Consider the following 25,220-nt stretch of genomic DNA (forward strand, 5'->3'; position numbering starts at 1 on the left):
TTTTGTTTTTTAAAATTATCTGAATGGGAATTGGGCGAACACGTTTAGGGCGAACACGCAGGTTCGCCCCTACGGGGTGTCATCGTAGGGGCAGACCTGCGTGTCTGCCCTGTATGTACAATTGCTGAAACTGAAACATGCGCGATGTCAGCCATATTGATTTTCCTCATATAACTTATCCAATGCCCAGCTCTTGGGATTGTTGGCTATGTATTCGCGTAAGCGTTCTAAATCCGCCTCGTTACGTACCACATGCTCCCAATAATTACGTTGCCATAATTTACCCTCAAAACGCGGCCATTGGTTTTGGTTGACCTCGCGGATATATTCATTGGTGGTCATGGTTTTAAACCATTGCACCACCCGATGTAGGGGCGAACCTACGTGTTCGCCCTTTGTATCTTCGTTCGTAGCGGATTCAGGGCGGGCAACGCATTCAGGGTGGACATCGCATTCAGGGCGGACACGTAGGTCCGCCCCTACGTTTACCACGATGAAATGTATGTGGTTCGGCATACAAATACAGGCATCACATTGGATGTCTGGAAATTTGTTTTCCAATTCCAAATACCAGCGCATCACCATGTTACCGGCAGGATTTAATACCATGTTGTCATTGGCGATGTGCCCAAACAGGGAATCCCTGTTTTGTTGGCAGATGGTGACAAAATAAGCGCCTGCCTGCGAATAATCGTAATTTTTTAGGCGAATAGAACGGCGGTGGTGAATGGCGGGGTTATAGGTCATGGCGCAGCATTTCGATTAATGTGCCGATTACGGCCATAACCCGTAGGGGCGGACCTATGTGTCCGCCCTTTATTACGGACAGGTGTGATATGTTGGGCGATCTCTTCGCAAAGGGCGAACACATGTAGGGCGAACACGCAGGTTCGCCCCTACGCATGGGTTGCCTCTGTGGGTAATTTAAAATCGCGCACATCGATTTTACCGGTGACGGCGTTGGTTATTATAGGGCAGAGCGGTATTCCAGAAGTAAACTACCTATATTCTTTGATTGGTTGCCTTGTGCAATTGAAGTAACCCCACACATTGATTGTATTAATCTATCAATTTGGGCAGTTTTGTAGTCGAGGAAACAGGCTATGGATTTTTGTTCAGGCATAGGTGGCTCAACAACGGGAATACAAACCAAATCACTTGCATTGATTGCGGGATAACTAACCCCAACTGAGTTGGCAACCACATCACCAACAAACCCATCGGATTGCAAAAGATAGCCTGCGAAACCAGAATATAGATTTTGCATAGGTCGCACAACTACAAAACCCGTTGATACAATCATATTTTCCGATGGGTGGTTTACAGGTGCTATCGCTTTTAGATACGTGCGAACTGTCGAGACAATAATATCACCATGCTTAACCTTCCTTCTTGCGCGGGAAGGAGCCTTGTCAAAGGTCATTGATTCAAACTTCTCAATACCATTGATTAACGACACACTTGAAATGTCAACGTATTCAATCTCCAAGTCGGGTTCTGTTTTATCGTCTAGTGTTTCATCGTTATAAGTAGCAATGTTTTTAACGCGCTTTACAAGCCAATGAGTAGGCACGTTTTTCAACCACGCGCACTTTGTTGATTTGTAATGAGGATATTGTTGATAACTTGCCATCAAACCATCGCCCCCAAAATAACCCACCCCGTAGGGGCGGACCTGTGTGTCCGCCCTATTTTACATGTACCCCCCATTTTACGTGTCTGCCTTATCCCACATATCCATCCAATTCGATACCACGAACAACGAACAACTTCCAAACCTTTACCTGAAAAAATACCGATGCGGAAAACAGGGCGAACACGTAGGTTCGCCCCTACGAATTGTATTGACATCATCAAACCACCTCACTCAACATCGCCATAATGTCTTTTTCCAACTGGCTAATTTCACATGCAATCACATCCAACGGACGCGGTGGCTGATACACATAAAAATGCCGATTCAAAGGAATTTCATAACCCACCTTAGTTTTGCTGTGGTCTATCCAGGTATCGGGCACATGCGGCAATACTTCGACCTGTAAATAATCTTCACAATGGCCTTTAACCAAAATCAGCAATTTATCATGACCTGTTTCGCCGTCATACGCCAGTGGCAACGGCAAGCTAATATCTTCCGGCAGCGCCACAATCTCGGTATCACGTAATTCGGCATCCGGTTCAGGCTTGCCTTTGGCATCCAGACAAATAGCCGCTTCAGGGTCGCGCTCAGAAAGAGCAGCCAAAATAGCTTTTTTAACGGGTGCAGCGATTTTAAGGCCAGCCTGCTTTATAGCATCATCCACTAATTGCTCAAATTCAGTCCGATTGCGATACACAATGTCTCTGTCAAGCGTTGCAAGTGCCGCTATAACTTCCATCTGCATGACTTTACCCTGGGTAATCTCAGCTTGATAAGCGGCATCATCCTTGCGTTTTTTACTATTGGCCAGATTGGTAAATGCACTTTGGTCGTTCAAACGGAGAATCCGCTCGACACCGACTTGAAAATTTAACCGTAACGGGCGTTCAACGGTAATTTTTAAATAACCAAAGTCTTGGTTTTTAAATAGCTTGCTGCACACACGCGGTTCAAGCGTGCCATTCATCGGCACGTCGCTGGTCGCATCGTGGTAGTATTCACCGTAAAGCCGCACCAATGCCTTGATATGCTCGTCAGACAATTCATTACGCTTGTTGCCCAAGCTCTTGTCCATTTTTTTAAAGTGCCGCGTACCATCAATCAACTGCACCTTGCCTCGGCGGTGTTCCGGCTTCTTGTTGGTGACGATCCAAATGTAAGTATAAATGCCGGTGTTGTAGAACATCTGGTCAGGCAGCGCAACCACGGCATCCAACCAGTCATTTTCAATAATCCAGCGCCGGATATTACTTTCACCACTGCCCGCATCACCGGTAAACAGCGGCGAGCCATTGAACACGATAGCAATCTTGGAGCCGTCGCCACCGGTGTTGTTACCCGAATCATCCAGCATAGGCGGCTTGTGCATCTTGGAAATCATGTGCTGCAAAAACAGCAGCGAACCATCATTGATACGCGGCAAACCCGCACCAAAACGACCAGAAAAACCCTGGTCTTTATACTCTTCCCGTACAAAATCTTCTTCAGGTTTCCATTCCACCCCAAACGGCGGATTGGCCAACATGTAATGGAACTGCTTGTTGGGATGGCCATCGTAGGGCAAAAAACCATTGGTCTTGTTTTTGGCATCTTTGACACCCAAAGTGTCACCATAAATCAAATTATCAATTGGCTCATCTTTAATCAACAAATCTGAACAGCAAATGGCGTAAGACTCTGGGTTGTATTCCTGCCCGAACAGTTCAATGTTGGCATCTGGATTCATACCAGAAACCACGCCATCACCGCAGATGAATTTTTCCGCTTCCGAGAGCATACCGCCGGTGCCTGCCGTTGGATCGTAAACGCTACGGTAAATGCCTTTTTCGTAAACATCTTTCTCACCAGTGAACAGTAGCTGCACCATCAACCGAATGACTTCGCGCGGCGTAAAGTGATCCCCTGCTTCTTCATTGGCTTGCTCGTTAAATTTCCGCACCAACTCTTCAAACAGATAGCCCATTTGCAAGTTGCTGATAGCTTCGGGTGACAGGTTGATTTCTCCAGAGAAAAATTCTTTAATGATTAAAAACAAGCGATTGGCTTCATCCAGCTTGGCGATTTCGGCTTCAAACTCAAACTTGTCAAAAATGTCGCGTGCGCGTGGCGAAAAGCCCTGAATGTAGGCGATCAGGTTACCGGCAATGTTGGGCGCATCACCCAACAGTTTTTCAAAGGTAAAGCCGCTGGTATTGAACAGCTCTTGTTTACGGTCTTTTGCCGCTATGCGCGACAAGGCTTTTTGTAATGCGAGACCAGTAATCTTTTTATCTTCAAGTCGCTGCTTTTCATCAAGTACTTTTTGCTTGTTTTTTGCCAGCACCAGATCAAAGCGCCGTAAAACAATGAGCGGTAACATCACACGGCGATATTGCGGTGGGCGATAAGGCCCGCGTAACTTGTTGGCAATATTCCAGATGAAGCCGACAATGTTTTGGTGCTGTGTGTTTTGCATGGGGTGATTTTAGTGTGGCAAGTAAATTATTTAGGTAACGTAAATAAAACAACCGAATACGTTTTTAGTGTGAATAAAGATTTGCGTGCCTATAGAGGATCAACAGAGGATCAACAAAATGGGGCTTTAGAGAAATATTTACAGCCTTGATTCCTCCTCTGTAGCTAGCAATAAGCAAAGAATAACAAATATTGTTACTGTTACTTCAATATTTTGGCTAACCTCAAAACAAAAAGGCCAAATTAATTCATTAAGTGTATGTGGAATTTGATTAGTTTGTTATTCAAATATCCAAAATTCACTTAATAAACCGCTTCTACTTGAAATATGCTAACGATTCCTTGGTTTTCAGGCCCTAAGCTATTCAGCGCTACTTTCCCATTGCTCAATAAAGCAAACGTTATTTGGTACAGATGCCGCTAAAAAAATTCATTTTTGGCGGAATTAGAGTTGTTTTTTAATGCCTGGAAACTCGTATATGAAATCAAAGTCCCTATTTGTAAATCAGATTGAGTTTCGTGGCACGTTTTTAAGCTTAAAACAGTAGGCTTTGGAAAAAACCGAACGCTTGCTCAACACTAGCCTACATTTTGTTAACCTAGCTTTTTTGACCTTGCTATTGCGAAGATATTGAACAGGTTCTAAGATTCTGCAAATAAAGTACGTTTGACGATGAATATTGTCAGCAACGGTATAGCAAAGCCTAAAAATATCTGAATAAAAAACAAGCTGCCTAGCTGGCTATAGTCAGCAGGTATAGATACTACCCCGGTTACGGCATCTTTAACTTCACGGGTAACTACAAACCAGTGGTTAAGCAATTTAGTCAACAATTGGGATAAGGAAAGTGCCAGATTGATCATTGCCGCCATAACGGCAAAGTAGGTGGCTTTAAGCTGGGGCGGTGCTGAATTAGCAATCCAGGCCAGCATGGGTATCATGGCAATCTGGCCTAAAGGTGATTCCAGAGCGGTATCTATCAGCGCGATAAAACGTGCGTCAATAAAGCCTGCAATGTGCGCCTGTGTCCATTCATGCAGGCCATAATATAAGCCAAGTTGGGGTAAACTTAACACCGTCAGCGCAACAGTTAACGTAGCGATAATCTGGGTAATAGAGCGTTCGGCCATAAAACGGCGAAATATAAACATACCCATTAAGGTTAATACGCTGGTAATGAGCGCAAGTTTTGATAAAAACTGTTGGTCAAAACCTAGTTCGTCAATCATCCACCATGTAGAACCCGCCCCCGCTGTAGGTACAGCGCGGAAAGCAAAGATGACTGCTGCGGTACCGAATAACTGCTTTCTAACCGTAGCAGACAGCTCATCAGTTAAACGCCACATCAAAAATACTATAATAGACAGCGATCCTACAAATATCAGTTCTTCGTTATAAGGTACTTTGGCAAGCCCCATAAGAGCCGCAAATAATGTAAAGCTGAGGCAGCCACCTAAAATCCACCAGTTAACTTTGGCTAACTCTTCAATAGGCCTTGATAAAATCTTTTCAATCTCGTCAAACTCATAGCCTTGTGCAGCAAGTCGCCACTCTTCATTGGAACGCAAGTAAGCGGCCAGCATAACGCCACACACGGAGGCGGCAGGAATTAACAGCGCCCAGCGAAATATTTTAATATAAACGGCTAATTGGGTATTAGCGTCCATGTTTGTTATATCTCTAAACCAGTAAACATTAGCTAACGCCACAATTAGGGTGCCGCTGATAATGGCAACACGCCCCAAGGTTTGCATGGTGGTATGAGCAAGTTTGATTTGCTCTTTAGAAAAAGGCAGTCCGTACTCATCTATGCGTGGCACTGCTTCTACGGTCATGGCATCGGCTACGGTATCTTGTATAACATACCCGATAGGCGCGAGTAAGGTTGAGATGACAAACCAGGTTTCTACTGAAAAAAAGCCGGTCATTGATTTGGGATCGGCAAGAATAGTGAGCATAATTAAAAGACTTGCCACAATTAATGTAGCCCCCAGGTAGATTAATTTGGCTTTATGTTGCCAGAGCAAATCAACCATATGGCCAATAGGCATTTTCATTGCCCAAGGCATCATTGCCCAAAAACCAAGGGTAGCTAAAAATTCAGCAGACAGCCCCAAATAATCTTTAACAAAAAAAGTGCCTACAATGCTTGTTAAACCTGAAATCCCGGCTGCCAGATAAACCATCATAGGCGGCACATAACTCAAGCGCATTTGCCTTGCCAAATCAAAGATATTTTTATCTAGCCAGATGTACATTAACTGCAAAACGGAGTTTGCTGTAAGTGGATGAAGATGAGGTGGCAAAGATTCTTTTTGCATAAACAATCCTTAGCATGCTGTAAAAATAAATTACTAAATGTAGACTCTATATTCGTGTTTTGGTTCGGCGAAGTCTAGGCTTCCTCTTTAGGGTTTAATCGTTTGGTTTACAAAAAACGGCCGTGTCTCAAATATTTCCTTAGCAAAACGCTGGCCTTGCCATGACAAACTGCGTTTCAGTACAAAATCAAAACGAAACGGATGGTAATCCTGTAACGCTTGCAACGGTTCGATGCTGTCTTCTGCCAGTAAACCGGCCGTAGCAAATTTTGTCAGCGAGATCAACGGCAGCACACCGGTCAACGGGTAGTCGGAGCCATTTAGCAAGCGGCTGTGCCAAGATGTTTCTGTTAATAAGGTTTTAACGACATCCATATCGCGGTTGCGCAAAATGACTGCGGCAATATCGCCAAATAATCTGCCTTGCCATTGTTTTTCTGCCATCAGTTTGGCAAAAATATCGAAACTTCTCACTTCCTGACCCTTATCATCAATATCAGTACCCAACGTCGCGCAATGAGCAATGACCACGCGAACCCCAGCATCCAGGGCACGACGTAAGCGCAAGGGATTGCTGAACTGTGGCTGGTTTGCACCATGCAGCGCCCTTTCTTCGCCGGCATGGCTGATAATAGGTATGTTAAGCTCAACCGCTGCTTTGTAAAAGCGGTCGCATAAGGGTGAGGCAGGATCAATTCCCATTACCGGCGGCAACCATTTTACTGCTCTCGCACCGTCGGCAACGGCCTGCTGCAAAACAGCTACGCAATCGTGACGATAAGGATGAATGCTGGCAACCCACTCGAAACGCTCAGGATAAGTTTTTGCTAGCTTCATAGCATAGTCGTTGGGCACAAAATAAGCCGTGTTGGCATGATCGGGATCTCCCCTGGCACCGTGAGTCTTATCAAAGGCGTACAACATTGCCTTAGCGCCTTTGGGCATAGCATTAAGCAATGCCAGAGTGCGGATAACAAAATTAACATCCTGTTTGCCCATATTTCCGGCACAGGCGGCATTTGCATAAACCCAGCGTTGAAAAGTTTGGACAGGATGTAAAAAGGGCTCATTCATGTCTGGGTTCTGAGTAATGCCGCTATCGCCATCCCCAGAGCCAACAATATGTGTGTGGCAATCCCACCAGTTTTCAGGATTAACGCCTTGCCATGCGGCTGTTTCTAACAGCGACGTTGGCGTATGCAGAGGATCAAGACAAGAATTGGCAAGCCTAAACAATGCCGAAGCGGGTGTGCTGGCGGTAACCAAGCTAGCGGTAGCCAGCTGTAAAAATCGGCGGCGGGAGTAGTCCGAATGGGTCATGATTAAGGTTTTAAAAAGGAGAGCTTGATATGAAACAGTAGCTACTTTTAGCCCCCGACAACAGCGTTATTTAAAGCTGTTGTCGGGTTGTTGGTATCATCATTACCTGGAAAACGTTGTGCTAAAGAGCTAAAGCATTGAACGGATCAGGGGAGATTTTTTGTTACAAAGACAGTTGAGATGAATGGGAAGCTGTCGGTTTTTTGGGACCTTGTCCACCATCGCAGGCTGTTAAAGCCAGAACAGCAAAAATGACGACTATTGAACTAACAATTTTCATGGTTTTTCTCCGAAATGAATTAATGATAGGTTTCTGCAAATCTACCGACTGAATAGACGTGGAAGCCCTTTGTTTGGCTAAAGTCATTGTGGCATGATTATCAGTTTATGTCTTGAAATGTATCCATAACCTTCTCCCTCTGGAGAAGGGGCGAGTTCTTAACTTAATGGCAGTGCCCACCTTGCGTGGGTAGCCACACTCTGCAACTTATTGAAAGTGAAGATTATTGAGTCTTCCGCCAAAAATTATCAGCATTAACCTAGAGTTGGTGTAAAATCTGGTTGGCAGCTTTTTAGCAAGATTAAAGGTGTTGCTATTGTTAGTCTCTAGAATTGTTAAAAAGTTTGCTTTTATGTCGTACTAAAATTAAAGCGCCTTTAACCTGTTTTTTATAAGTTAAGCGGCTCATTCAATTTGCAGAAATAATCGCAATAACATACACACATAAGGATTAATCATGAGTATATTTAGTTCCATTCTCTCAAAGTTGGGTATTGGTAGTGCCGATGCTGCCGAAGCGCCTGTTGCAGCGGATGCGTCTCCCGCTTCTGTCACCGCGCCTGCTGCCGCTATTAGTGATGTTGATGTTGTTTCCAAGTTGGATGGACTTGCTGCTGCCAGCGCTGAAAAGCTCAATTGGAAAGCTTCAATTGTTGATTTGTTAAAGTTATTAGGACTTGACAGCAGTTTGGCTGCGCGTAAAGACCTGGCTGCGGAACTGGGTTGCCCAGCTTCAGCAATGGGTGATTCAGCACAAATGAATATGTGGTTGCATAAAGCGGTATTGCAAAAACTGGCTCAGAATGGCGGTAATATTCCGGCAGATTTGTTGGATTAAGATCGCATTAATCTTGGTGGCAGACTTGCATCACTGAAGTCTGTCCTTGGCTTTTTCTAGATAAACCAAAAATTAGCGCAGCAAATGCTTAATTGCCTCTTTCTCTTCTTTTAGTTCTGTTTCAGTAAGCTGCATTTTTTGGCGGCTGAAGGCGTTAATATCAAGCCCCTGCACCACACTAATCTTGCCATCGGTTACGGTAACCGGATAGGAATACATGAGCCCAGCTTCAATACCATAACTGCCATCAGAATAAATCCCCATACTGACCCATTTACCCTCTTGTGTGCCTAGTGTCCACGCCCTCATCTGATCTATGGCTGCGTTAGCCGCAGAGGCGGCACTGGATTGGCCACGCGCTTTAATCACAACCGAACCGCGTTGTTGTACGGTAGGAATAAAAGTATTTTCAAACCAATCCTCCCCGACTAGCTGTAAAGCCTCCTGATCTTTGACTTTTGCATGATGAATATCAGGGTATTGCGTGCCGGAATGGTTACCCCAAATAATGACATTTTTAACATCAGATACTAATACACTGCATTTTTCTGCCAGTTGGTTAAGGCCACGATTATGATCAAGCATGGTCATACAAGTGAAATTTTCCGGTTTTAAATCAGGTGCGTTATTTAAAGCAATCAAGGCGTTGGTATTGGCGGGATTACCGACAACAAGCACTTTAATACTGCGGCTGGCCACTTCATTAAGCGCTTTGCCCTGTACCGAAAAAATGGCCGCATTAACCTGTAATAAATCTTTGCGTTCCATATCGGCACTTCTGGGTCTTGCGCCTACTAAAAACGCATAATCGGCATCTTTAAAAGCTACTTTGGGGTCATCGGTGATTTCTATACCATGCACCACGGGGCTTGCGCAATCATGCAACTCCATCACCACACCTTGTAAAGCTGGCATGGCTGGGGTAATTTCAAGCAAATGCAAAATAATCGGTTGATCCAAGCCCAAAAAATCGCCCGCCGCTAAACGAAAAAGCAAGGAATAACTGATTTGTCCTGCTGCACCGGTAACTGCTATATGAACGGGGTTTTTCATCTGCTCGCCTTTTGTGAATGATGTTGTTTTTTATTGGCTATGGTAGCGATGCAAAATCTTGTGTTGCTACATGGCTCAGGCTTTTTAACTACTCGTTATCCAATCATAACGAAAACGTACGGGTATCTGCAAATCTATCTGCCCAAGTGCGGCAACTGTTACTATCTCGAGTATAATTAGCGCATCTAAAATATCTATGCGAACTATATACCCCGACAACCCATGAAAAAACTGCTATTCCAATTTGACACTGACATTCATCCTTCCTCTTTTGATACTGTGGTTGCTTACGATGGCGGCGCGGATAATGTTGTGGCTTACGGCGGTTTAACGCCAGAGACTATCTCAGCCTTGGTAGAAGGTACAATTTTTACCCGCGCACCCAAAGATAAAAAAAACACCGCTATCTTTGTCGGTGGCAGTGATATGGTTGCAGGACAATTGTTGTTAAAAGCCATTCAAAAACACTTTTTTTCTAATTTCCAGGTTTCGGTTATGTTGGACTGCAATGGCTGCAATACTACAGCGGCGGCGGCTGTGGCTAAATTAGCTTTGAACGGATCATTAGTGGGTAAGAAAGCAGTGGTGTTGGCAGGAACGGGGCCGGTAGGACAGCGCGCAGCAGTCATGCTGGCTAAAGAAGGTGCGCAGGTTTCAATTACCGCACGCACACTTGCACGCGCAGAGCAAGCCTGTAACGCTATGAACAGTCGTTTTGGTGTGGCATTGGAACCCATTGAGGCACTGGACAATAACGCCCGTGCCCAAAGCATTGAGAGTGCACATATTGTCTTGGCAACCGGAGCTGCTGGCATAGAGTTGCTGAGTGTTGAGCAATGGCAAAACAACAGTACGCTGGAAGTCATCGCCGATGCTAATACTACGCCGCCATTGGGTATTGGGGGTGTTGATATGATGGACAAAGGTGTTGAGCGTCACGGTAAAATTGTGTGGGGAGCGTTGGGTTTTGGGGCTTTAAAACTGGCTTTACACCGCGCCTGCATCGCGAAATTGTTTGAAGATAATAAACAGGTGCTGGATGCTGAGGCTATTTTTGCATTGGCCAAAGAAATGGCTTAAATCGTCACCATGAACCGTTGTGTTGAACAGATGCGACAAGATGCCCTTTATTGCTTTAAAGCAGGCATAGAAGCAGCTGATCCTTATCTGGCAGTAAAACGCCATTTATTAACAGATGGCAATCAATTCGGCCTAGTTTTGGCGGATGCTAGCCAGTATTTTGGAACATGGCCAAAAATTCATGTCATTGCGTTTGGCAAAGCCGCTTGCGCTATGGCAAAATCCGCTAAGGAATGTATACCTGAACCGTTGTTGGGTTGTTGTGTCGCTGTTGCCAATGATGAAAACGTCATAGCTTTAGAGGGTGTGGATGTATTAGTTGCTGCGCACCCGTTGCCAGATGATCGTGGTTTTAAGGCCGCAAAGATGTGCGCGGGTATTGCTGAATCTGCTAAAAAAGATGAACTGGTGCTGGTGTTAATCAGTGGTGGTGGCTCGGCGTTATTGCCTTATCCGGTTGAATCAGTGACCTTACAAGACAAGATTGCTACCACGGATTTATTATTGGCCAGCGGCGCAACCATTAATCAAATGAATTGCGTGCGTAAGCACCTGTCGCAGCTTAAAGGCGGTGGTTTAGCCAAGCTGGCTTATCCTGCCGATGTGCATGCGCTGATATTATCAGATGTATTAGGTGATGACGTGAGTGCTATTGCCAGCGGGCCAACAGTTGCAGATGAAACCACTTATGCGGATGCTATTGCCATACTTGAAGATAAAAGCTTGTGGGATAAGATCCCGATCAGTGTGCGCCAGCATTTAGAACATGGCCGAAACGGTAAAATACCGGAAACACCTAAGCCTGATGATAGCGTATTCGCTAATACATCCTACACCTTGGTAGGCAGTAATAGCCTTAGTGTCCATGCGCTAATACAAACAGCGCAGGCGCAAGGCTACAAAACGCAGCTATACAGTGATCATCTGTGTGGTGAAGCCAAAGATGAAGCTGAAAAACTGGTGCTGTTCGCAAAAAAAACTATTCGTTCAATGAGCACTCCGCTAGCCATCATTGCCGGTGGCGAAACGACGGTGACACTAAAAGGCAATGGCCGTGGCGGACGCAATCAGGAAATGGCACTGGCCTTTGCTATCAGCGCACAGCAACATGGGTTGACTGGCAACTGGGTGTTTTTAAGTGGTGGTACCGATGGCCGCGATGGTCCCACAGATGCTGCCGGTGGTGTTGTGGATTCAGGTACAATACAACGCATGTTAGCCGCAGACATCAATCCAGGTGAATTGCTTGCCAATAACGATTCCTACCCGGCGCTGAAAGCTTCACACGATTTACTGATCACCGGCGCCACAGGTACCAATGTGGCTGATTTACAACTATTACTTATCTAACCCTAACTTCACGCACAGAGTTCTTTTCAGGAGAAAATTATGTTTAACAAAACGATGACAATCGCCGGTTTTGATGATGAATTATTCGAGGCGATGGAACAAGAACGCCAACGTCAGGAAGACCATATCGAGCTGATCGCCTCAGAAAATTATGCCAGCCCCAGGGTGCTGGAAGCGCAAGGTTCACAATTAACTAATAAATACGCAGAAGGTTATCCCGGCAAGCGTTATTACGGCGGTTGTGAATTTGTTGATAAAGCCGAGCAGCTGGCTATTGATCGTGCCAAAGCTTTATTTGGTGCGGATTATGCGAACGTACAACCGCATTCAGGATCGCAAGCCAATATGGCGGTGTTTATGGCTTTAATTCAACCCGGCGACACTATTTTGGGATTGAGTTTAGCCAATGGTGGGCATTTAACGCACGGTGCCAAGCCCAATTTTTCCGGCAAAATTTATAATGCAGTGCAATATGGTTTGGTTCCGGAAACCGGCGAAATCGATTATGAACAAGTTGAAGCTTTGGCTTTAGAGCACAAGCCTAAGGTCATAGTGGCAGGTTTTTCGGCATACTCCAGGGTATGGGATTGGCAACGTTTTAGAGATATTGCCGATAAGGTCGGTGCGTATTTATTTGTAGATATAGCCCATGTAGCCGGTTTGATTGCCGCAGGTTTATACCCTAATCCAATATCTATTGCCGACGTAGTTACCAGCACGACACATAAATCACTGCGTGGTCCTCGCGGCGGATTAATTTTGTGCAAAAGTAATCCTGAATTGGAAAAGAAATTTGATTCCAATATCTTCCCTGGTATACAAGGCGGGCCTTTAATGCATGTGATTGCCGCCAAAGCGGTGGCTTTTAAGGAAGCAATGCAGCCAGAATTTAAGGTTTATCAGCAGCAAGTTATTGATAATGCGCGCGCTATGGCGGCGGTTTTTATGCGTCGCGGTTTTGATGTGGTGTCGGGCGGTACGGATAACCATTTAATGCTGGTATCGTTGATTCCTAAGGGCATTACCGGAAAGGCAGCGGATGCAGCTTTAAATAAAGCGCATATTACAGTTAATAAAAATGCAGTGCCGAATGATCCACAATCGCCGTTTGTAACCAGTGGTATTCGGGTAGGTACGCCAGCAGCAACTACCCGTGGTTTTAAGGAAACCGAAGTGGCCGATGTTGCTAACTGGATGTGCGATGTAATGGAAAATATGGAAGATGAGGCTTTGATTGCATCGGTGCGTGAGAAGGTTAATGCACTTTGTAAGCGGTTTCCGGTTTATGGTTGATTGACTTAAACTTGATTTAACTTCATCGAAACGCAGAACCGATGATTAACCTATTGTTTTGGAATATCAATAGGAAAGACTTAACGGATGAAATTAAAACCTTATGCGATTATTATGATGTCGATGTCCTCGTCTTAGCGGAGAATAAACTGCGAGACGTGGATATCCAAGTGAAATTAAACAAGGGGGGAAGAGTGTTTGTTTCTCCGTTTAACCCTTCAACTCGCATTTCTTTTTTTACGCGTTATCCGGAGCGGTTTCTTGAATTGGTGCATGATGACCACTGGGGTTCAATAAGGAAATTGACACACCCGATAGGCATTGAAATTTTATTGGTTGCCGTGCACATGCCCAGCAAACTCCACTGTAGCGATCAAGATCAGGCATTAATAGCGATTAGAATTGCTGAGGAAATTCATAAACGCGAACTGGAGCAAGGCCATACCCGTACCATTGTGATGGGTGATTTTAATATGAACCCTTTTGAAGCAGGGCTTGTTAGTGCTGACGGTTTTCATGCCATTATGGATAGAAATATTACTTCAAAGGGACATAGAGTTGTCTTTGGGAAAGAGAAGAAGTTTTTCTATAATCCTATGTGGAGTCGGTTAGGTGATGCGTCGGAAGGTTCGTCAGGGACTTATTATTACGATTCCTCGAAGATGACGAATTATTTCTGGAATACTTTTGATCAAGCTCTTATCCGCCCATCATTGCTTTCTTGTTTTGATAATAATAATTTGAAAGTTATCGATAAAATAGGCGATGTTAGCTTATTGAAAAATGGAAAAATATCAAAACAATTTTCGGATCACTTGCCACTGTTGGTTACGCTTAAAGTATCACAATTAAATTTGGAGAATGTGTCGTGACAATTAAAAATTTATGGGGGGAGATTAATAATCTGCCTAAAGTCAAAGCACCTGTAGCAGTTTTAAATGAACAAGCGCAATTTTTGTCAGACCTAACAGGGGGATTGTTAACAGGTGAGATTTCTCAGGTAGAACGATCTGGTGATCGCTTTATATATTCTTTTTATATACACGCCTCTTCATTAAATAATTATTACTATTTTGTTTTACGAATAGATCATGATATACATTTATACCCTCTAAATCTAACGACCGATAAAGATGATTCTCCTTGGGCTTCGTCTTCTGGAACGATATGCAATGATGTCAATGAATTTGAAATCGAACTCGGTAAAATATTTTCATCTTCAGTTGTACAGCGAGTAATTTCAGGTTTGTTATCCCAAATTCAAACGGCGTAAATTACTTTTATTCGGATGGTTCTGAATACGATTAAGTCTAATAATAAAATTATATGAGCTGAATTGACTGGTTAGCTATTTAAAATTGCCCACGATATAAGAGAAAAACATGATTGCCGCCTTACAAAACTGAACAGCTAAAGTCGCTTTGAATTTAACATATAAAACCTGTAACGGTGAAGAAAACATGATACTTTATTGCTAAACCACAATTGCCGAAGAAATCGTTAATATTTATGCACTGGATATTCTGACTACCGTGAAGCAAATTTCCAGTGCATTTTTGCACTTTATCTTATTGAACAAGCAACCCATCAATCGCTTCTTGCAACTGCACCTTAGTAATCTCCCCTGAATGCTGGAAAACCACATTGTTTTCTTTATCGACAATAATGGTATAAGGAATGGCACTGGCAAAATTGCCTAAATTAAAAGCCAGTTCAATACCGCCTTGTCCTGCTATTAACATCGGGTAATTAACCGGCAGTTTTTTGAGAAACTCTGCAACTGGCTCGGCATCATCAATAGCTATACCCAAAATTTGCACATTTTTATCGGCATAGTGTTTTTGTAATTCTACAAAAAGTGGCAGTTCCTCGCGACAAGGCGGACACCAGGTCGCCCAAAAATTAATGACGCGTAACTTATCCTTCCATTCGGAAATAGCGCGTTGTTTGCCAGTGTTATCTGGCAAACTGAATTCCGCTACCGGAATATATTTGGATTTGTTTAACACGGATACCGCTTTTTGTACGCCAAAACCTGTTGCCAGCGTGACTAAGCCAATAACAATAATAAGTAAGATTTTTTTCATAAGGTAACGCGATTTAAGGTTTTAAGAAATAGTTCGGCTTTTTGGTAGCCAATCACACGCAGAGCTGTTTGTTCCTGTTGATCCGTGCCAAAAAATAGCACACCGGGCGGACCCACCAGATTAAATTGGGCTAATAAGGCTTTATCATCTTCAGAATTTTTTGTGACATCGGCCTGAAGTAGCACGAAATCTTTTAATGCACTTTTAACTTGTGGGTCGGTAAAGGTATAAGCCTCCATCTCTTTACAAGATATGCACCAGTCGGCATAAAAATCCAGCATGACTTTCTGCTTACGGCTACTGGCCTGTTGCAAACGTTGCTCCAGTGCCTTAATAGACGTTATTTTCTCAAAAATAATGCCGTGCTCTTTGCCTTGCGCAATGTTTAGAGCCGAACCCTGCAAAGGCTTTAAGGGGTTGGTGTTGCCTAAACTAAAACCTAGCAACAATAATAAGCCGTAAGCCAGCATGATAAGGCCAACACCTTTCCACAGCTTACGCCATCCTGAACAGATTTCCGGTAACGAATCGGTAGCGTGTAAATAAACCGCAGAGATAATTAGCAATATTCCCCATAATAATAAAGGCATATCGGGCGGTAAAATGCGGCTTAGCATCCATACCGCAACGCCTAACATAAGCACCCCAAAAACAGCCTTAGTGGTGTGTAGCCAGTCGCCGGCTTTAGGTAATAATTTACCCGCCGAAGCGCCCAGGATTAACAAGGGAACCCCCATGCCTAAACCCATGACAAATAAAGCGCTGCCGCCCAAAATAACATTGCCGGTTTGGCCTATGTAAATCAACGCGCCCGCCAAAGGGGCTGCAACGCAAGGCCCCACAATAAGTGATGACAGCGCCCCCATAATCGCCGCACCCCACAACGAGCCATCACGGTATTTTTCGCTGGAATTATGCAGTTTGGCTTGCAGTGATTTAGGGACTTCCAAGTGGTAAAAATCAAACATAGACAGCGCTAACATTACAAATATTGCGCTAAAAGTAATGATAATCCAGGGTTGCTGAAAAGTGCTTTGTAAGTTACTACCAAATACAGCCGCCAATACGCCAAATACGGTATAGGTTGCCGCCGAAGCCAGCACGTAACACAGTGACATTAAAAAACTACGGGAAGCCGGAATATCTTTGCCACGCCCGACAATAAGCCCTGATAAAATCGGGATCATAGGAAATATGCACGGCGTGAGTGACAGCAAAAAGCCAAAGCCAAAGAAGCTCAGTAACGTCCCAAAAAGACTATCTTGGTGTAATGATTGTACAATTTTGTCCTGTTCAGAAAGTTCGGGTGCTGCTGCCAAAGGTTCGGAACTAAGGTTGGTTTGCATTTGCTCTGCTACCGGCAATACCAAATCCAGTTTTTTAATCATGGGTGGATAACACACGCCACGATCTGCACAGCCCTGGTATTGCGCTTCTAAAGTAATTTTATGCGCGGCTTTGCTGGTACGGATCAATGGCACATTAAAATCTAATACGTCATAAAAAATCTCAACATTGCCAAACGCTTCATCATGTTTAGGTTTGCCATGGGGGAGGGTGTACGCTCCTAACTTAGCATGGGCATTATCTGCAACACTGAGCTGTATTTTTTCCCGGTACAAATAATAGCCTTTAGCAAGCTTCCAATTCACATGTAGCGTATGGGCATCTTTAACCTCAGCCGAAAATTGAAACGCCTGATCTGGCGGCAATAGCTCATCTTGGCTGGCGCTAGATTGTAAGCCTGGGATACCTTTGAGTAATTGGCTAAGCGGATTGGGCTTGGTCGGCACTTGAGTGCTTTCCAGTGCCCATATCGCCTGATTAATCAATACCAAGAAACAGAAAAATATTATTTTGCAGGGCATGAGTTAATCCAATTTAAATAGTCAGGTAAACCCTGTTGCACAGAGATAGCAATAATTTCAGGGAGATCATAAGGATGGTGTTTGCATATTGCAGTTTCAATGGCAGGGTAATTATCCTGGCGTGCTTTAATTAATAACAGGCATTCCTCGGCACTTTCAATCTGTCCTTGCCAGCTATAAATAGAGATTAGGTTAGGCGCAATATTAACACAGGCGGCTAAACCTTCGCTTACCAACAGCCGTGCGATAGTTTCTGCGCTGTTACGATCCGGGCAGGTGCAAAGAATGAGTTGAACAGCGTCCGGCATTATTTAGGCCATTAAAATGTAAACTATGAATATTATCCTAGAAATTAAAAGCAATTACCCTTATATTTAGATCATTGTCTTTAACGCAGGTTTTGATTACATGAAAACTTTTCAGATTTTTTTTATTATGGTGCTTATTATACCGTTTGCAGAGATTTATCTTCTGTTGCAAGTCGGCGGTATGATTGGCGCATTTCCGACTATTTTTTTAGTGGTATTTACCGCTGTGCTAGGTTCCTGGCTATTAAAACAGCAGGGCTTTGCTACGCTACAACGTTTTCAGGCAAGTTTGGCGCAAGGTACATTACCCGCGTATGAACTTTTGGAAGGCGTATTGATTTTATTGGGCGGCGCATTATTAATAACGCCTGGTTTTATTACTGATACCATCGGCTTTGCCTGCCTAATACCGCAGATACGCGGCAAGATAGCCAAGTATGTTGTCGACAAAAAATTGATTCAGACAATACACCCTTTTCAACGAGCCAAAGCGGCTGAAAAAGATGTATTGGAAGGCGAATTCCGTAAAGAAGATTGAAGGTGTTCGCTTAGCAGTAATTAACTAATCACATCGTTGCTATTTTTGTTAAGCCCTGAATAAACCGGACACCAGCCGGAATAACCGGTGGCTACTAATGCTAAGCCCACCAGCAACAAAGTGATTTCAGCAGTAAATACGGAAATTACCAGCAACGCAGCGCCTCCATAAAGGCGATATTTTTTTTCTTTTTCGCCAACATTGTGTTCAAATTGCATCATGCGTTTAAAATCAAAACTCATCTCAATTTCCTCTTGTTAGTTGTTATTATTAGGTAAAAACATTAACTCGGTCTCATCTGACAGAGCTATCAACAATATACACAGATCGATAAAAGTGCAAGCGTTAAAGATGCAAAAGCTGTTTTTTATATGTACAGAAATCTGTTGTTAGCAAGATTTAAGGCTCAAACTTTATGATGCTGCTTATAACATACTGTTTTGTATGGGCTGTCACAACGTTTTTTCGTGTCTTTCGTGCTTTTCGTGGACAATTTTAATCCTTAATACTTCTGTGTTGTCGTTTTGCTAAATACTCCCCCGTTGTTTTTTTATGAGCTTGTCGTTTTCCAATGCTAGCCGTTCTGGTTCGTTTTTCCATACGCTATTACGGTGTTGTTATTGCCTTAGCGCTATTGATTTTGCTGTATGGTGCGTACCGGTTTACCACAGCGGGACTTGACATTTTTCCGGAATTATCCCCCAAGCAAGTTATTATTCAAACTGAATCGCCAGGGCTGGCCGCAGAACAGGTTGAAATATTAGTCACTCAAGCTATTGAAACATCTGTCAGTGGTTTGAAAGATATGCAATCCGTGCATTCAGAATCGATACAGGGTTTATCGGTAGTGACTGTCATCTTTGCAGAAAACACTGACGTTTACCGTAACCGGCAATTAGTGAGTGAGCGCTTGTCAGGTTTGTCGGCAAAATTGCCGGTAGGCATTACGCCGATTATGGTGCCGTTGTCTTCATCATCCGCCACTGTATTAACCATAGGTTTGAGTTGGGATGACAGCAACTTAATGCCCTTGCGCAGTCTGGTCGATTGGACAATAGTGCCACGATTATTGGCAGTGCCTGGCGTAGCCGATGTGAATGTGTTTGGTGGTGGCATTCAGCAATTACAAATTCAGGTTGATCCGGACAAGCTAAAACGCTTCAATTTGGCACTGGACGATATTGTTCACGCCGCATCACAAGCGGGTTCGATTCAAGGCAGCGGTTTTATTGAAAATCAAAACCAGCGTTTTACTGTGCAAATTACCGGACAACCCGTAACGCCTGAGCAATTTGCCAAAATTATTGTTAAGCGGGAACAAGAACGCAATATTACCCTCGGGGAAGTCACGCATATTACTTATGCAGAAGAGCCACCTATTGGTGCTGCGCAGATTATGGGCAAACCCGGTATTGTTATGATGGTGATAGGTCAATACAACGCCAATACGTTATCGGTGTCGCGCCATGTTGAGCAGGCACTGAAAGAATTTGAGCCTATTTTTAGCAAGCAGGCGATCCATTTTTACGCACATTTATTTCGTCCGGCTGATTACATCGAGCGTTCTTTGGCTAATCTGTCCGAGCATTTAGTTATCGGTGCTTTATTTGTACTGATTGTCCTGTATTTGTTTTTGTTTAATGTACGGGTAGCGTTGATTTCCATGCTGGCTATTCCGGTATCGCTAACCGGCGCTGTCATTGTGCTACTGGAAGCTGGCGTTAATCTTAATATCATGGTGTTAGGCGGTCTTGCTATTGCGCTAGGTGAAGTGGTAGACGATGCCATTATTGATGTCGAAAATATTTTCCGCCGCCTGCGTGAAAACCAAAGCTTGCCTCAGCCCTTAGCGATAGCGCAGGTTATTCACAGCGCCTCACTGGAGGTGCGTAGCTCGGTGGTGTATGCCAGTTTTATTGTGGCGTTGGTGTTTGTACCGTTATTAACGCTGGAGGGTATTACCGGACGTTTGTTCGCGCCACTGGGTTATTCTTATATTTTGGCGATATTGGTGTCTTTATTGGTGGCGCTTACCTTAGTGCCGGCGCTGTGTTACGCCTTATTGCAGCACAAAATGGATAAGGTCATTGAACCGCCGCTGATTCAGTGGCTTAAACCGTTTTACGGTAAACTATTAGCTGTTGTTTTTAAAAACTTTAAAGCGGTGGCTGCGTGTAGCTTGATTGTATGTGTGCTGGGTTTAAGTGCGCTTTTTAAAGTTGATAATAAATTTTTGCCAGAACTACGCGAAGGGCATTATATCGTGCATACCACCAGTGTTCCGGGCACATCTTTGCAAGAATCTTTAAGAATAGGCAGCAAGTTGACTGAGCAGTTCATGAAAATTCCGGGCATACAATCGGTTTCGCAATGGGCAGGGCGTGCAGAACGCGGAGCCGATACCTACGGCAGTCATTACAGCGAATATGAAGTGCGACTTGAGCCGTTGTCAGGTAAGCAGCAGCAACACATCAAAGATAGCTTACGCGCCATCTTGACAGATTTTCCAGGCATCGTGTTTGAAGTTAATACGTTTTTAACGGAACGCGTTGATGAAACCATTTCGGGTTATACCTCACCGGTAGTGGTCAATATTTATGGCAATGATTTAAATGAGCTGGATGCCAAGGCACAAGCTGTGGCAGCTATTATGCGACAACTTCCTGGCGCTGCCGATGTACAAGTGCGATCGCCGTTAGGCTCACCGCTATTGCAGGTTAATATCAATCTTGATCAACTCGGTTTTTGGGGTGTGTTACCGGCACAGATTACCGAGGTGCTACAAACGGCCTATGAAACCCATAGCGTTGGCAAAAATACCCAAGGTAATAAAATTTATGATATTGCCGTTACCCTAGCGCCGCAATTGCGAGGACAAGCCGAATCAATAGCTCAGTTAACGGTTAGAACGCAAGAAGGCATCTTGGTGAGCTTGGAACAACTGGCAGACATTTACCACGCTATCGGGCGCTACAATGTCCTACATCAGGGCGCGCAGCGTCGGCAAACGGTGACCAGCAATGTATTAAACCGGGATTTGACTGCGTTTATGGATGAGTTACGCGAGCGCGTGCTGAAAGATATCGCCTGGACACCAAGCACTCAGTCTGCAAATGGCCCGTCATCAAATCCATCAACGCTATCTACATGGGGCCTAAGTTATCCTGAATTTACCGGCGCGGCCATTGAGCAGGCAAGGGCGCGTCATGATTTGATTTTACATGCTTTACTGGCGGGTGTGGGTGTACTGATTTTTATTTATATTGCCATTGGTAGCGTGCGCCATGTGTGCCTGACTTTGCTCAACGTGCCGTTTGCGTTAATTGGTGGTGTGATTGCGGTATTATTGACCGGTGCAACCGTATCGGTGGGTTCTGTAGTGGGTTTTGTGACTTTGTTTGGTATTACCGTGCGCAACAGTATTATGTTGCTATCCCATTACCATTATTTAGTTGAGGTTGAAGGTAAAAAGTGGTGCATGGAAACTGCTATTGTAGGCGCTCAGGAGCGCTTTCCGTCAGTACTGATGACGGCTTTGGTAACTGGGCTGGCCATGTTGCCGGTGGCTTTTAATAGCGATAACTCAGGGTTGGAGATTATGGGGCCAATGGCGGCGATTATAGTCGGCGGGTTAACTTCTTCAACACTATTAAATTTATTATTGTTACCCAGTATGTTGCTGCATTACGGAAAATTCAAGTCATAAAACAATGGGGACTATTGTTTCCAAATAAGAAACTATTAATCAATGATTGCCTATATTGTCAACATAGAGTTAATTAGGTATATTACGCCCATACGCTGCAAATGTCCTAAAAATGCTTGAGATTTTATTTTGCAATTGCTGCTGGTGTAAGCAGGGTTGCATAAGCAATGTATTCATTACCTCCTCCTGGTATATACCACAAACAGTGACTCCTCATTGTCTTGTTTGACCTCTCAGTCCTGGTTCGTAAGAGCCAGGCTTTTTTTTGCCTGAAATACTGAAGTTATTAACCCTAATTGAGCTTAAGCACGCGACATAAACTTGCCGGTTTCAGTATTAATTTTAATGAGTTCACCGGTTTCCAGATACTCCGGTACTTGCACTTCAAGCCCTGTGGGTAAACGAGCGGTTTTAGTGCGTCCAGAGGCGGTTGCACCTTTAATGCTGGGAGGCGTTTCGATAATTTCTAGAATAACGGAGCTGGGTAATTCAATAGCAAGTGGCATATCGTCTATCAATAAGGCAATAATACCTTCAAGACCTTCGCTTAAGTATTGAATTTTGCCTTCCAATTCTTCACTGCTAAGACTGTACTGGGTGTAATCCTCCAGGTTCATAAAAATATAATTATCGCCATCAACGTATGAATACTGTACTTTGGCGCGTACGCAATCCGCTTCTTTAAGCATCTCGTCGCCTTTGAAGGTTTCGTCGAGCTTTTGGCCGGTTTTGAGATTGTTTAAACGAACTTTATACAATGTTGATGCACCCCGAGAAGTGGGATTACGTACTTCTATTTGTTTAATGCTGTGTGCCATACCATTGACCTCAACGACCAGTCCTTTTTTTAAATCGCTTGCTTTGAGCATAATTTTTCTTTGGGTTAAAATGCATGAATGATGTGAAAAAACATAAGAATTAGGCGGTAAAACCACCTGCTGCATTAAACATTATAGCGTAGGTATGATTTTTAGATGACCCCAAGTTACTTTGAAACGGTATCTACAATATCGGGCATGGTAATGTCCACTAAAAATAATTTGATTTATTGAATAACTGCCCTATATTCTTAATTTAAAGGATACCCAAAACCCTTATATTTAATAATGATATACGGATCCAAAAATACATATACACACCTCAACACACCTGAGAAAGGAATAAAGATGAAACTAAGCAGGAAAATTTTAGCAACTATTGCTGTCGTTGTTTTAACAGCGCAGGGTTGTTCAACGCAAGAAGTCAAACCCGATATTGCAAAGCCTGCATCTGAAGACAAATCGCCTTTGGATACCTCTAAACAAGAGCCTGCGCTGATTATTCGTAAAGGCGATCATGCTTTAAATTTAGTGCGGATTATGGATGGTGCGGTCTGTAAAAACGATCAGCAAGGCGCCAAAGGTGAATTTTTGCTGTATGCAGATCCGGCAGATATCGATCGGATTAAAAAGGACAAAGGCGAAAAGGTATTTAGTAATTTTGAACAAAAAATTGAAACATTTTCAGCTAGCGTTTTTGAAAAAATAATCAATACAACAACGCTTACTGAAGATCCGTTTGCATTAGGCGATTATGAAGCCAATCAAAAACTGGCAAAGCAAGTGGCAGATAATTTCAAGACCGAAGTTGGCAATAATATTGATGCATTTCAACAAGAAACTTCATTAACTATTGATATAGTGGCCTTTCCACCGTCTTTTACTTTTTATCATAAAGGCTGTGATATTAATAAAATGAACATGGCCGAATAATCCCCGAAAAGTTTTTTGAGAATAGAGCATTGCAATCAGTCAAATTAAGATAAGGGCAGCATTTCAATAATTTTTGCACACACGCCTTTGTTGTTTTCTACAAAGGCTTTACCTTTTGCAGCAAGTGAGTGCCGATAGTCTGGATGTTGATATAACGTCATAATAGTTTTTATAAGCGCATTATTATCCTGGCATTGTATGGCGGCATCCAATGCTAAAACACTTTCAGCAATGGCTTTAAAGTTTGCCATAAAAGGGCCAAACATAACCGGTACGCCAACCGCCGCAGCTTCTAGAATATTATGCCCACCAACCGGTACCATACTGCCTCCTACAAAAGCGACATCTGCTACGCCGTAAAATGTGCGCAACTCGCCTAGCGTATCCAATAAATAAACATCCGTATTCTTGTCAATACTGTCTTTATGGGTGCGCGTGGCAACTTTAAGTTGTTGGTAATCGCACAGTTTTTTTACATTTAAAAAACGTTCAGGATGGCGCGGTACAATTAGCAATAACAGCTCGGGAATAGTCGGTTTAATTTTCTTATAGATAGCTAAAAAGATGTCTTCTTCACCCTCATGGGTGCTGGCAATCAACCAAACAAATCTATTTTTAAATAATTGCGCTTTAATGGCTAGACCTTGTTCACGATTATCTGACGAGCTATTAAGATCAAACTTCATATTGCCCACTGTTTTAACGTGTTGGGGATTAACACCAATGGCAATAAACCGGTCGTTATCTTGCTGTGATTGGGCAAAAATTGTAACGTGCGCCAAAGCCGGTTTAATCAACACAGAAAGCTTTTGATAACCTCGTGTGGATCGTTCAGACAAGCGTGCATTAATCATATACAACGGAATGTTATTAGTAGCGCAGCTGAAAAAAAGATTAGGCCAAATCTCGGTCTCCATGATAACGGCCAGCTTAGGTTTAAAACACACCATAAAGCGATTAACCGCACCGGGAATATCATAGGGCAAATAAACATGCGTTACGGTGTCTTTCAATACTGCTTTAACGCGTGCAGAACCCGTTGGGGTTGTGGTGGTGACGACTATTTTTGTATTGGGATATTTTTGTTGTATTGTTGTTACCAGGGGAAACAGGGTTTCTGCCTCACCCACGGAAACCGCGTGAAACCAGATAACGTCTTGAGGATAAATGGCGCGGTAGAGTGCAAAGCGCTCATGCCAGCGTTGTCGATAAGCGGGGGCTTTAATGCTGCGCCATAATAACCGGCATAACACAAAGGGTATCATCACATAAAATAATGATGAATAAAGGATTCGCGTAAAATACTGCGCTATGGCCATCTTGGAAAAATCAA

General features: G+C 43.6%; 21 protein-coding genes and 1 pseudogene. 10 read left to right on the forward strand and 12 right to left on the reverse strand.

Annotation, left to right across the window (positions count from 1 at the left end; genetic code table 11):
* Positions 1–147 precede the first annotated feature (147 nt).
* The 3 genes from ACHZC4_RS11200 to ACHZC4_RS11210 form a co-directional block, all read right to left on the reverse strand.
* On the reverse strand, positions 148–747 hold the full coding sequence (locus ACHZC4_RS11200) for a transposase (RefSeq protein WP_394753931.1): 600 nt from the start codon (positions 745–747) through the stop codon (positions 148–150).
* Positions 748–967: 220 nt separating this feature from the next.
* Positions 968–1,633, reverse strand: coding sequence for a restriction endonuclease subunit S (locus tag ACHZC4_RS11205; protein WP_394753932.1), 666 nt, complete (start codon positions 1,631–1,633; stop codon positions 968–970).
* A 220-nt stretch (positions 1,634–1,853) separates the two neighbouring features.
* Positions 1,854–4,094 (reverse strand): N-6 DNA methylase, encoded by a 2,241-nt coding sequence (locus ACHZC4_RS11210; RefSeq protein ID WP_394753933.1) that lies wholly within the window; start codon positions 4,092–4,094, stop codon positions 1,854–1,856.
* A 539-nt stretch (positions 4,095–4,633) separates the two neighbouring features.
* Here ACHZC4_RS11210 and ACHZC4_RS11215 point away from each other — a divergent pair.
* Positions 4,634–4,728: pseudogene (locus ACHZC4_RS11215) on the forward strand (IS5/IS1182 family transposase); the annotation flags it as partial.
* Between the two features lie 7 nt (positions 4,729–4,735).
* On the opposite strand, the gene ACHZC4_RS11220 reads toward ACHZC4_RS11215, so the two are convergent.
* Complete coding sequence (locus tag ACHZC4_RS11220) at positions 4,736–6,415, reverse strand: hypothetical protein (RefSeq protein ID WP_394753934.1); 1,680 nt, start codon at positions 6,413–6,415, stop codon at positions 4,736–4,738.
* Between the two features lie 87 nt (positions 6,416–6,502).
* On the reverse strand, positions 6,503–7,735 hold the full coding sequence (locus tag ACHZC4_RS11225) for an amidohydrolase family protein (RefSeq protein ID WP_394753935.1): 1,233 nt from the start codon (positions 7,733–7,735) through the stop codon (positions 6,503–6,505).
* A gap of 737 nt (positions 7,736–8,472) precedes the next feature.
* On the opposite strand from ACHZC4_RS11225, the gene ACHZC4_RS11230 reads away from it, so the two are divergent.
* Complete coding sequence (locus ACHZC4_RS11230) at positions 8,473–8,853, forward strand: DUF3597 domain-containing protein (RefSeq protein WP_394753936.1); 381 nt, start codon at positions 8,473–8,475, stop codon at positions 8,851–8,853.
* A 72-nt stretch (positions 8,854–8,925) separates the two neighbouring features.
* Here the strand turns inward: ACHZC4_RS11230 and ACHZC4_RS11235 are convergent, their stop codons facing one another.
* The gene (locus ACHZC4_RS11235; RefSeq protein WP_394753937.1) at positions 8,926–9,906 is read right to left on the reverse strand and encodes a malate dehydrogenase; all 981 of its coding nucleotides are present in this window, start codon (positions 9,904–9,906) and stop codon (positions 8,926–8,928) included.
* A gap of 222 nt (positions 9,907–10,128) precedes the next feature.
* Here ACHZC4_RS11235 and ACHZC4_RS11240 point away from each other — a divergent pair, with 222 nt between their 5' ends.
* The 5 genes from ACHZC4_RS11240 to ACHZC4_RS11260 are packed head-to-tail and all read left to right on the forward strand — an operon-like array spanning position 10,129 to position 14,902.
* Positions 10,129–10,986: an NADP-dependent methylenetetrahydromethanopterin/methylenetetrahydrofolate dehydrogenase gene (locus ACHZC4_RS11240; RefSeq protein ID WP_394753938.1), complete on the forward strand. Its 858-nt coding sequence runs from the start codon at positions 10,129–10,131 to the stop codon at positions 10,984–10,986.
* Between the two features lie 9 nt (positions 10,987–10,995).
* Positions 10,996–12,336 (forward strand): glycerate kinase, encoded by a 1,341-nt coding sequence (locus ACHZC4_RS11245; protein ID WP_394753939.1) that lies wholly within the window; start codon positions 10,996–10,998, stop codon positions 12,334–12,336.
* A gap of 39 nt (positions 12,337–12,375) precedes the next feature.
* Positions 12,376–13,629: a serine hydroxymethyltransferase gene (gene glyA, locus ACHZC4_RS11250; RefSeq protein WP_394753940.1), complete on the forward strand. Its 1,254-nt coding sequence runs from the start codon at positions 12,376–12,378 to the stop codon at positions 13,627–13,629.
* Between the two features lie 41 nt (positions 13,630–13,670).
* On the forward strand, positions 13,671–14,501 hold the full coding sequence (locus tag ACHZC4_RS11255) for an endonuclease/exonuclease/phosphatase family protein (RefSeq protein WP_394753941.1): 831 nt from the start codon (positions 13,671–13,673) through the stop codon (positions 14,499–14,501).
* Positions 14,498–14,902: a hypothetical protein gene (locus ACHZC4_RS11260; protein WP_394753942.1), complete on the forward strand. Its 405-nt coding sequence runs from the start codon at positions 14,498–14,500 to the stop codon at positions 14,900–14,902. Before ACHZC4_RS11255 ends, ACHZC4_RS11260 begins: the two co-directional genes overlap by 4 nt.
* Before the next feature lie 295 nt (positions 14,903–15,197).
* Here ACHZC4_RS11260 and ACHZC4_RS11265 read toward each other — a convergent pair whose 3' ends face one another.
* Genes ACHZC4_RS11265 through cutA form a run of 3 tightly spaced genes read right to left on the reverse strand, consistent with a single transcriptional unit; the run spans position 15,198 to position 17,892 of the window.
* Complete coding sequence (locus ACHZC4_RS11265) at positions 15,198–15,716, reverse strand: TlpA family protein disulfide reductase (RefSeq protein ID WP_394753943.1); 519 nt, start codon at positions 15,714–15,716, stop codon at positions 15,198–15,200.
* The gene (gene dsbD, locus ACHZC4_RS11270; protein ID WP_394753944.1) at positions 15,713–17,584 is read right to left on the reverse strand and encodes a protein-disulfide reductase DsbD; all 1,872 of its coding nucleotides are present in this window, start codon (positions 17,582–17,584) and stop codon (positions 15,713–15,715) included. Before dsbD ends, ACHZC4_RS11265 begins: the two co-directional genes overlap by 4 nt.
* The gene (gene cutA, locus ACHZC4_RS11275; RefSeq protein ID WP_394753945.1) at positions 17,569–17,892 is read right to left on the reverse strand and encodes a divalent-cation tolerance protein CutA; all 324 of its coding nucleotides are present in this window, start codon (positions 17,890–17,892) and stop codon (positions 17,569–17,571) included. Before cutA ends, dsbD begins: the two co-directional genes overlap by 16 nt.
* Before the next feature lie 100 nt (positions 17,893–17,992).
* Here cutA and ACHZC4_RS11280 point away from each other — a divergent pair, with 100 nt between their 5' ends.
* Positions 17,993–18,430, forward strand: a complete 438-nt coding sequence (locus ACHZC4_RS11280; protein WP_394753946.1) for an FxsA family protein — start codon at positions 17,993–17,995, stop codon at positions 18,428–18,430.
* Positions 18,431–18,450: 20 nt separating this feature from the next.
* On the opposite strand, the gene ACHZC4_RS11285 is transcribed toward ACHZC4_RS11280, so the two are convergent.
* A complete protein-coding gene (locus ACHZC4_RS11285; protein ID WP_394753947.1) occupies positions 18,451–18,672 on the reverse strand; it encodes a DUF2892 domain-containing protein in 222 nt (73 codons plus the stop codon).
* Positions 18,673–19,001: 329 nt separating this feature from the next.
* Between ACHZC4_RS11285 and ACHZC4_RS11290 the strand changes: the two genes are divergently transcribed.
* Positions 19,002–22,136 (forward strand): efflux RND transporter permease subunit, encoded by a 3,135-nt coding sequence (locus ACHZC4_RS11290; RefSeq protein ID WP_394753948.1) that lies wholly within the window; start codon positions 19,002–19,004, stop codon positions 22,134–22,136.
* Positions 22,137–22,438: 302 nt separating this feature from the next.
* Here the strand turns inward: ACHZC4_RS11290 and yeiP are convergent, their stop codons facing one another.
* On the reverse strand, positions 22,439–23,005 hold the full coding sequence (gene yeiP, locus ACHZC4_RS11295) for an elongation factor P-like protein YeiP (protein WP_394753949.1): 567 nt from the start codon (positions 23,003–23,005) through the stop codon (positions 22,439–22,441).
* Positions 23,006–23,302: 297 nt separating this feature from the next.
* Between yeiP and ACHZC4_RS11300 the strand changes: the two genes are divergently transcribed.
* Positions 23,303–23,887 carry a hypothetical protein gene (locus ACHZC4_RS11300; protein WP_394753950.1) on the forward strand — a complete coding sequence of 195 codons (585 nt, stop codon included), beginning with the start codon at positions 23,303–23,305 and terminating at the stop codon, positions 23,885–23,887.
* Positions 23,888–23,931: 44 nt separating this feature from the next.
* On the opposite strand, the gene waaA is transcribed toward ACHZC4_RS11300, so the two are convergent.
* Positions 23,932–25,206 (reverse strand): lipid IV(A) 3-deoxy-D-manno-octulosonic acid transferase, encoded by a 1,275-nt coding sequence (waaA, locus tag ACHZC4_RS11305; protein WP_394753951.1) that lies wholly within the window; start codon positions 25,204–25,206, stop codon positions 23,932–23,934.
* Positions 25,207–25,220 lie beyond the last annotated feature (14 nt).

The sequence above is a fragment of the Crenothrix sp. genome, assembly GCF_043729335.1.
Classification (GTDB): domain Bacteria; phylum Pseudomonadota; class Gammaproteobacteria; order Methylococcales; family Methylomonadaceae; genus Crenothrix.